Origin of the sequence: Mesorhizobium sp. M4B.F.Ca.ET.089.01.1.1 (assembly GCF_004022605.1) — a bacterium.
GTDB lineage: Bacteria > Pseudomonadota > Alphaproteobacteria > Rhizobiales > Rhizobiaceae > Mesorhizobium > Mesorhizobium abyssinicae.
Genome location: NZ_RZOS01000305.1, coordinates 1 through 7036, shown reverse-complemented (window position 1 = coordinate 7036; position 7036 = coordinate 1). Strand labels below are relative to the sequence as shown.

Here is a 7036-nt window from a genome sequence, read left to right as displayed (position 1 = left end):
CACCTATGAGGTCAAATACGGCCTGCGCGACTATCGCGGCGGCGGCCGTTCCTCGGCCCGCGAGACGGCGGCTAGAGTGGCGGCAGGCGCCTTGGCCCGCAAGGTAGTGCCCGGCATGGTGGTGCGCGGCGCGCTGGTCTCGATGGGCGAGAAGTCGATCGACCGCGCCAACTGGAACTGGAACTTCATCGGCGATGCCGAAAATCCGTTCTTCACGCCGGACCCGGCATCGGTCCCCGTCTTCACCCAATATCTCGACGCCATCCGCAAGGCGGGCTCCTCGGTCGGCGCCATCATCGAGATCGTCGCCGAAGGCGTGCCGGCCGGCCTCGGCGCGCCGATATATGCCAAGCTCGACCAGGACATCGCGTCCGGCCTGATGTCGATCAATGCCGTCAAGGGGGTCGAGATCGGCAACGGCTTCGAGGCAGCCCGCATCACCGGCGAGCAGAACGCCGACGAGATGCGCATGGGCAATGACGGCAAGCCGGTGTTTTTGTCCAACCACGCCGGCGGCATCCTGGGCGGCATCTCGACCGGGCAGGCGATCGTCGCCCGTTTCGCGGTCAAGCCGACATCGTCGATCCTGACCCCGCGCAAATCGATCGACAAGGACGGCAACGACGTCGAGGTGATGACCAAGGGCCGGCACGACCCTTGCGTCGGCATCCGCGCCGTGCCGATCGGCGAGGCCATGGTTGCCTGCGCCATCGCCGATCACTATCTGCGGCACAGAGGACAGACGGGGAAAGGTATAGGGGAGTAAGGCAATAGGGGAATATGTTACGTCGCGTTTCGCGACGCCAAACATTTTCCTTTTCCCTACTCCCTTACTGCCCTATTCCCCTACTCCCTGGCGAGCGAAGCGAGCATTTCCATGCCATACGACCAGAAGAAGATCGTCGAAGCCATCCGCGCCTTCGAGCGCGGCGAGATCGTCGTCGTGATGGACGATGACGGGCGCGAGAACGAGGGCGACCTGATCGTCGCCGCGGTCCACTGCACGCCGGAGAAGATGGCCTTCATCGTCCGCAACACCTCCGGCATCGTCTGCACGCCGATGCCGCGCGAGGAGGCAAAGCGCCTCAACCTTGCGCCGATGGTAGCCGACAACGATTCCGCTCACACCACGGCCTTCACCGTCAGCGTCGATTTCAAGCACGGCACCACGACCGGCATCTCCGCCGACGACCGCACGCTCACCGTGCGCAACCTTGCCAACGGCAATGTCGGCGCCTCCGATTTCGTCCGTCCCGGACATATCTTCCCGCTGGTCGCCCGCGAGGGCGGGGTGCTGATGCGCTCCGGCCATACCGAAGCGGCCGTCGACCTCTGCAAGCTTGCCGGCCTGCCGCCGATCGGCGTCATTTCCGAACTGGTCAACGACGACGGCACCGTCAAGCGCGGGCCGGAGGTTCAGGCCTTTGCCGAGCAGCATGGCCTGAAACAGGTCTCGGTCGCCGATCTCATCGCCTACCGGCAGCGCAAGGAAACGCTGGTCGAGCGCGTCGCCTGTTCCGACATCGACACGCTTGGCGGCAAGGCGCAGGTCTTTACCTACACGCTGCCCTGGGATTCGATGCATCACGTCGCGATCGTCTTCGGCGATATCCGCGACGGCGAGGAGGTGCCGGTGCGCCTGCATTCGGAGGATGTCGTCACCGACGTGTTCGGCACCAGCCACCGGCTCGACGCCATCATGAAGGCGATGGGCGAGCGCAAGCGCGGCGTCATCGTCTATCTGCGCGAGGGTTCGGTCGGCGTCGCCCATCAGGAGCGCAAACGGCCGGTGAGCGGTGACCGCGAGGATCACGAGGAAGCCCGCCGGCGCGAAAGCGAATGGCGCGAAATCGGCCTCGGCGCGCAGATCCTGAAAGATTTGGGCATTTCGTCGATCAACCTGATCGCCTCGCGCGAGCGCCACTATGTCGGCCTCGAAGGTTTCGGCATCCATATCGCCAAGACCGAGATCCTCTAAGACCGGTCGGCACCAGGCGGGACCAGACGCCCACGACATCACTCCGCGGGAACCGCCTCCGCCTCACATCCGGCAAGATCGCAATCCGGACCGGCCAGGCTGCGCTGGCCGATAAGAACCGTCGCCAGCGCGATCGCGCCCGCCGCCACCGACACAAGAAAGCCGTTCTGGGCGCCGAACGCGTCCACCACCGCGCCGGCGGCGAAGGAGCCGAGCGCCATGCCGATGCCGATTCCGGTCGTCACCCAGGTGATGCCCTCGGTCAGCATCGCTTCGGGCACGCGCCGCTCGATCAGGCCGAAGGCGGTGATGAAGGTCGGCGAGATCGCCACGCCGCTGACGAACACGGCAAGCGCCAGCAGCGGTACCGTGCCGGCGGCCAGCAGCGGCAGCGTGGTGAGCGCGATGACGGCGACGGCGACAGCCAGCTGGCGTTGCAGCGGCGCTTTCAGGTTGAGCGCGCCGATGATGATGCCGAGCACGAACGAGCCGAGTGCGTAGACGCCGATGACGAGGCTTGCCGCTTCCGGTTGGCCGAGATCCTTGGTGATCGCCACGGTGCTGACTTCCGTGGTGGCGAAGGTGGCGCCGATGAAGATCAGGGCGAACGTTATGACCTGAACCGGCCGCAGGCGGATCGCCGAGCCGCGTGAACCATGTTCCTGTGGCCGCACGTTGGGTTCGGTCGCGCGCTGCAGGATGAAGGCCGCCGAGCCGAATGCGAGGAAGAGAGTGCTGGCAAGCATGCCCGCTTCCGGGAACAGCGCGGTGCTCAACCCGACCGACAGCGATGCGCCGGCGATATAGACCAGTTCATCCGCTGCAGACTCGAAGGCGAAAGCGGTATTCAGCTCCGGGCGGTCACGGAAGATCTCCGTCCAGCGGGCGCGCACCATCGCAGGTATGCTGGGCATGGAGGCGGCAAGCAGCGCCGAGGCGAACAGCGTCCATATCGGCCAGTCCTGGTTGGCCGCCGCGATCAGCACTGCGAAGGCGAGCACGGAGATCACGGTCGTCGGCACGACGATGCGCGTCTGACCGAGGCGATCCACCAGCCGCGATATTTGCGGCGCAATAAACGCGTTCACCAGCGCGAAACTCGCCGAAACGGCGCCGGCCAGCCAGTATTCGCCATGCGTCTGCGACAGCATGGCGACGATCCCGATCGGCGCCATGGCGATCGGCAGCCTGGCAACGAAGCCGGCCGCCGCGAAACCCTTGGTGCCGGGGGCTCGAAATATTTCCGAATAGGGATTTTGCATGCTCTGGCTCCTCGACAAGGGACGGATCGGCAATTACATACGTTGCGTATGAAATCAGATAGATCATACGCCGCGTATGTCAATTGGCATACGAGGCGTATGTGAGTTGGGCCAGACCGCATGCACCGACCTCGCAAGGAGATGATCGCCGAGACGCGCGCCAAGCTGATCGCGGCCGCCCGCCACGCTTTCGGCACCATCGGCTATGCGGACGCCTCGATGGATGATTTCACCGCCTCGGCCGGGCTGACGCGCGGCGCGCTCTATCACCACTTCGGCGACAAGAGGGGATTGCTGCAGGCGGTCATCGCCGAGATCGACGGCGAGATGGCTGCCCGGGTGAACGAGGTGGCGGCGAGGGCGCCGACCCGCTGGCAGCATTTCGTCGACGAATGCACCACTTACATCGAGCTGGCGCTGGAGCCGGAGATCCAGCGCATCATGTTCCGCGATGCGCCGGCGGTGCTGGGTGATCCCGCGCAGTGGCCGAACGCCAGCGCATGCACGGCGTCGATGACCGATCACCTGACCAGGCTGCAGGAGGAGGGGGTGGTCGTGGCCGACCTCGATCCCGAGACCACGGCGCGGCTGATCAACGGCGCGAGCAGCCAGGCTGCGCAGCGGATCGCCAATTCGCAGGATCCGGAAGCGACGTCGAAAAAGGCGGTGGCTGCGTTCAAGCAACTGCTCGAGGGGCTGCGCAAGCAGCCCTGAGCACACGGTCAGCTAACCATGACGCGCGGTTTGTGCACCGGTTTTAGGCCGGCGCGGCGTCGCCAAGATTGACAATCGCCGGGGCGAGCGCATCCTCCTCAACCATCTCTGAGGCGGGAGAGTCGGGCCATGTGGGACTTCAGCATCGGCCGGTCGGTGTCCATCATGATCAGGACATGGCCTTTCATCGTCTTTCGCATGGTTGTCTATTTCGGCATCACGCTGGCCTACATCATGGCGACCGGGACCGGGGCCAGCGTCGGTTATGGTGTCGGCCACATCTCCACCGACCCCGACGGGCCGCTCTCCTTCGCGCTATGGGGTGGCGTGGTCGGCTTCGGCATCGTCTCCGTAGCCGTCTACTGGATCCGCGAATACATCCTCTACGTCCTCAAGGCCGGGCATATCGCCGTCATGGTCCATCTGATCGACGGCCAGGACGTTCCCGACGGCCAGAATCAGATCTCCTATGCCAGGGCCGTGGTGACCGAGCGTTTCGCCGAGGCCAATGTGCTGTTCGTGATCGACCAGTTGGTCAAGGGCGCCATCCGCGCCATCACCGGCCTCATCGGCGGCATCGCCGCCTTCCTGCCCATTCCCGGTCTCAACGGCCTTGTCAGCTTCATCAACACGGTGATCCGCATGTCGCTGACCTATGTCGACGAGATCATCCTCGGCTACAACATCCGCATCAATTCCACCTCGCCCTTCGAGACCGCCCGGCAAGGCGTCGTGCTCTATGCGCAGAACGGCAAGACCATGGTCAAGAACGCGGTCTGGCTGGCGGTGATCATGTGGGGCGTGTCCTTCGTCATCTTCCTGTTGATGCTGGCGCCGGCCGGCGCCATCCTCTGGGTCATGCCAGGCCAGCTTGCCGGCTGGGCCTTCGTCCTGGCCATCGTCTTTGCCTGGGCCTTCAAGGCCGCCTTCATCGAGCCCTTCGCCATCGCCTCGCTGATGCAGGTCTATTTCGCCACCATCGAGGGCCAGGCGCCCAATCCGGACTGGGACCGCCGGCTGGCGGAAGCCTCCTCGAAATTCCGCGAACTCAAGGACAAGGCGCTGGCCTCGTTCGGCGGCTCGCGCTGGACGCAGCCGGCACCCCAATAGCCGGGAAACCAGCCTAATCCCTGTTGAACGTTCCTCTTTGGCGGCGCGAAAACATGGCCAAACCGGTCTTGCGCGCCTATATCGGGGCATGGTCACCAGGCTTTACACCCACCCGGTCTTCCTCGAACACCTGACCTCGCCCGGCCACCCCGAGCGGCCCGATCGCCTGCGCGCCATCGAGCGCGTGCTGGACGACGAGGCATTTTCGGCGCTCGACCGGGTCAAGGCGCCGGAAGGCGACGAGGCGACCATCCTCTATGCGCATCCCGAGAATCACGTCGCACGCGTGCGCGCCGCCATTCCGGAAACCGGCATCGCTTCGATCGATGCCGACACCAGCGCCAGCCCGAAGAGCTGGCAGGCGGCGGTGACGGCGATCGGCGCCGCCAATGCCGCCGTCGACGACGTTTTCGACGGCCGCGCCGCCAATGTCTTCGTCGCCGCCCGGCCGCCCGGCCACCATGCCGAGAAGACCACGGCCATGGGCTTTTGCCTGTTCAACACCGCGGCGATCGCCGCTCGCTACGCGCAGAAGAGGCACCAGGCCGAGCGCGTCGCCATCGTCGACTGGGACGTCCATCACGGCAACGGCACGCAGGACATCTTCTGGGACGACCCTTCGGTGCTCTATTGCTCGACTCACCAGATGCCGCTTTATCCCGGCACCGGCGCCAAGGGCGAGACCGGCGCCGGCAACATTGTCAACGCGCCGCTGGCGCCGCGCACCGGCAGCGAGACGTTCCGTGACGCCTTCCTGTCGCGCGTGCTGCCGTCGATCGACAATTTCGCACCCGACCTGATCATCATTTCCGCCGGATTCGACGCGCACCATCGCGACCCGCTGGCCGAGATCAACCTGACCGAGGAGGATTTCGACTGGGCGACGGGCCAACTGATGGAGCGCGCCGCGCGCCACAGCGGCAATCGGCTCGTCAGCCTGCTCGAGGGTGGCTACGATCTGCAGGGACTGGCATTTTCGGTCGCCGCCCATGTCGGGCGGCTGATGAAGGGATGAATTATGGCTGGTGAAGCTAACGAGGACGTCAAGGCGATGAGCTTCGAGCAGGCGCTCGACGCGCTGGAGAAGATCGTCGACGATCTTGAGCGCGGTGACGTGCCGCTCGACCAGTCGATCAAGATCTATGAGCGCGGCGAGGCGCTGAAAGTCCATTGCGACCGGTTGCTGAAGGCGGCAGAGGACAAGGTCGAGAAGATCAGGCTCTCGCGCGACGGCAAGCCGGTTGGCACGGAGCCGCTCGACGCCGAGTAAGGTGTATTGATATTCAGCCGGCCTGCAAATGGCGGCTTTCCTGCGCTTGCGGTAGTGCACAGTCCGCGCAGGCGGTGGATCGGGCAGCAGGTAAGGAGTTTAAGCTATGTGCCGCAACATCAAGACCCTGGCCAATTTCGAACCGCCGGCAACCAATGACGAAGTGCATGACGCGGCACTTCAGTTCGTGCGCAAGCTGAGCGGATCGACCAAACCCTCAAAGCGCAATGAGCACGCCTTCCATCACGCCGTCGAGGCGATCGCCGCCATCGCGCGTGAATTGATCGACTCGCTCGAGACCAACCAGGAGCCGCGCAATCGCGAGGAAGAGGCGGCCAAGGCGAAGGCCAGGTCCGCCCTTCGTTTCGCCTGAGGTCGAGATGAGCTTCTTTCCGGGAAACGATCCTGAGCCTGGCGATGCGTTCGCCTGCGACCAGATCGAGCTGATGGTCGTACCTAACGCCAAGGACATTGGTGGCTTCGAGGTTCGCCGCGCGCTGCCCACCGCGAAGCGTCGTCTGGTCGGCCCGTTCATCTTCTTCGATCGCATGGGCCCGGCCATCCTGCGCGCCGGCCACGCGCTCGATGTGCGCCCTCATCCCCATATCGGCCTGTCGACGGTGACCTACCTTTTCGATGGCAAGATCAGGCATCGCGATTCGCTCGGCACCGAAATGGTGATCGCGCCGGGCGATGTGAACC

The 7036-nt window shown here is 64.7% G+C and carries 9 protein-coding genes; 8 read left to right on the top strand and 1 reads right to left on the bottom strand.

The features are described from left to right. Nucleotides 1–766: chorismate synthase (gene aroC / locus EN780_RS23640; RefSeq protein WP_128275477.1), on the top strand; the 766-nt coding region annotated here is incomplete at its 5' end. A gap of 111 nt (nt 767–877) precedes the next feature. Further along, a complete protein-coding gene (gene ribB, locus EN780_RS23635; protein WP_128275476.1) occupies nt 878–1978 on the top strand; it encodes a 3,4-dihydroxy-2-butanone-4-phosphate synthase in 1101 nt (366 codons plus the stop codon). Between the two features lie 38 nt (nt 1979–2016). Here the strand turns inward: ribB and EN780_RS23630 are convergent, their stop codons facing one another. Further along, nucleotides 2017–3240 (bottom strand): MFS transporter, encoded by a 1224-nt coding sequence (locus EN780_RS23630; RefSeq protein WP_128275475.1) that lies wholly within the window; start codon nt 3238–3240, stop codon nt 2017–2019. A 120-nt stretch (nt 3241–3360) separates the two neighbouring features. On the opposite strand from EN780_RS23630, the gene EN780_RS23625 reads away from it, so the two are divergent. From EN780_RS23625 to EN780_RS23600, 6 genes are all read left to right on the top strand, one after another. Then, entirely contained in the window at nt 3361–3954 is a 594-nt protein-coding gene (locus tag EN780_RS23625) for a TetR/AcrR family transcriptional regulator (RefSeq protein WP_126055934.1), read from the top strand. 129 nt (nt 3955–4083) lie between these two features. Then, a complete protein-coding gene (locus EN780_RS23620) occupies nt 4084–5064 on the top strand; it encodes a hypothetical protein (protein WP_127282521.1) in 981 nt (326 codons plus the stop codon). 88 nt (nt 5065–5152) lie between these two features. Continuing rightward, nucleotides 5153–6079, top strand: coding sequence for a histone deacetylase family protein (locus EN780_RS23615; protein WP_127282520.1), 927 nt, complete (start codon nt 5153–5155; stop codon nt 6077–6079). A gap of 3 nt (nt 6080–6082) precedes the next feature. Continuing rightward, nucleotides 6083–6334: an exodeoxyribonuclease VII small subunit gene (locus tag EN780_RS23610; protein WP_127282519.1), complete on the top strand. Its 252-nt coding sequence runs from the start codon at nt 6083–6085 to the stop codon at nt 6332–6334. A gap of 106 nt (nt 6335–6440) precedes the next feature. Then, the gene (locus tag EN780_RS23605) at nt 6441–6707 is read left to right on the top strand and encodes a DUF2277 domain-containing protein (RefSeq protein ID WP_127282518.1); all 267 of its coding nucleotides are present in this window, start codon (nt 6441–6443) and stop codon (nt 6705–6707) included. Between the two features lie 7 nt (nt 6708–6714). Then, nucleotides 6715–7036: pirin family protein (locus EN780_RS23600; RefSeq protein ID WP_133372687.1), on the top strand; the 322-nt coding region annotated here is incomplete at its 3' end.

Coding starts and splice junctions, on each gene's coding strand:
- EN780_RS23625 (WP_126055934.1), top strand. CDS start 3,361: ATGCACCGACCTCGCAAGGAGATGATCGCCGAGACGCGCGCCAAGCTG.
- EN780_RS23610 (WP_127282519.1), top strand. CDS start 6,083: ATGGCTGGTGAAGCTAACGAGGACGTCAAGGCGATGAGCTTCGAGCAG.
- ribB (WP_128275476.1), top strand. CDS start 878: ATGCCATACGACCAGAAGAAGATCGTCGAAGCCATCCGCGCCTTCGAG.
- EN780_RS23615 (WP_127282520.1), top strand. CDS start 5,153: ATGGTCACCAGGCTTTACACCCACCCGGTCTTCCTCGAACACCTGACC.
- EN780_RS23605 (WP_127282518.1), top strand. CDS start 6,441: ATGTGCCGCAACATCAAGACCCTGGCCAATTTCGAACCGCCGGCAACC.
- EN780_RS23630 (WP_128275475.1), bottom strand. CDS start 3,240: ATGCAAAATCCCTATTCGGAAATATTTCGAGCCCCCGGCACCAAGGGT.
- EN780_RS23620 (WP_127282521.1), top strand. CDS start 4,084: ATGTGGGACTTCAGCATCGGCCGGTCGGTGTCCATCATGATCAGGACA.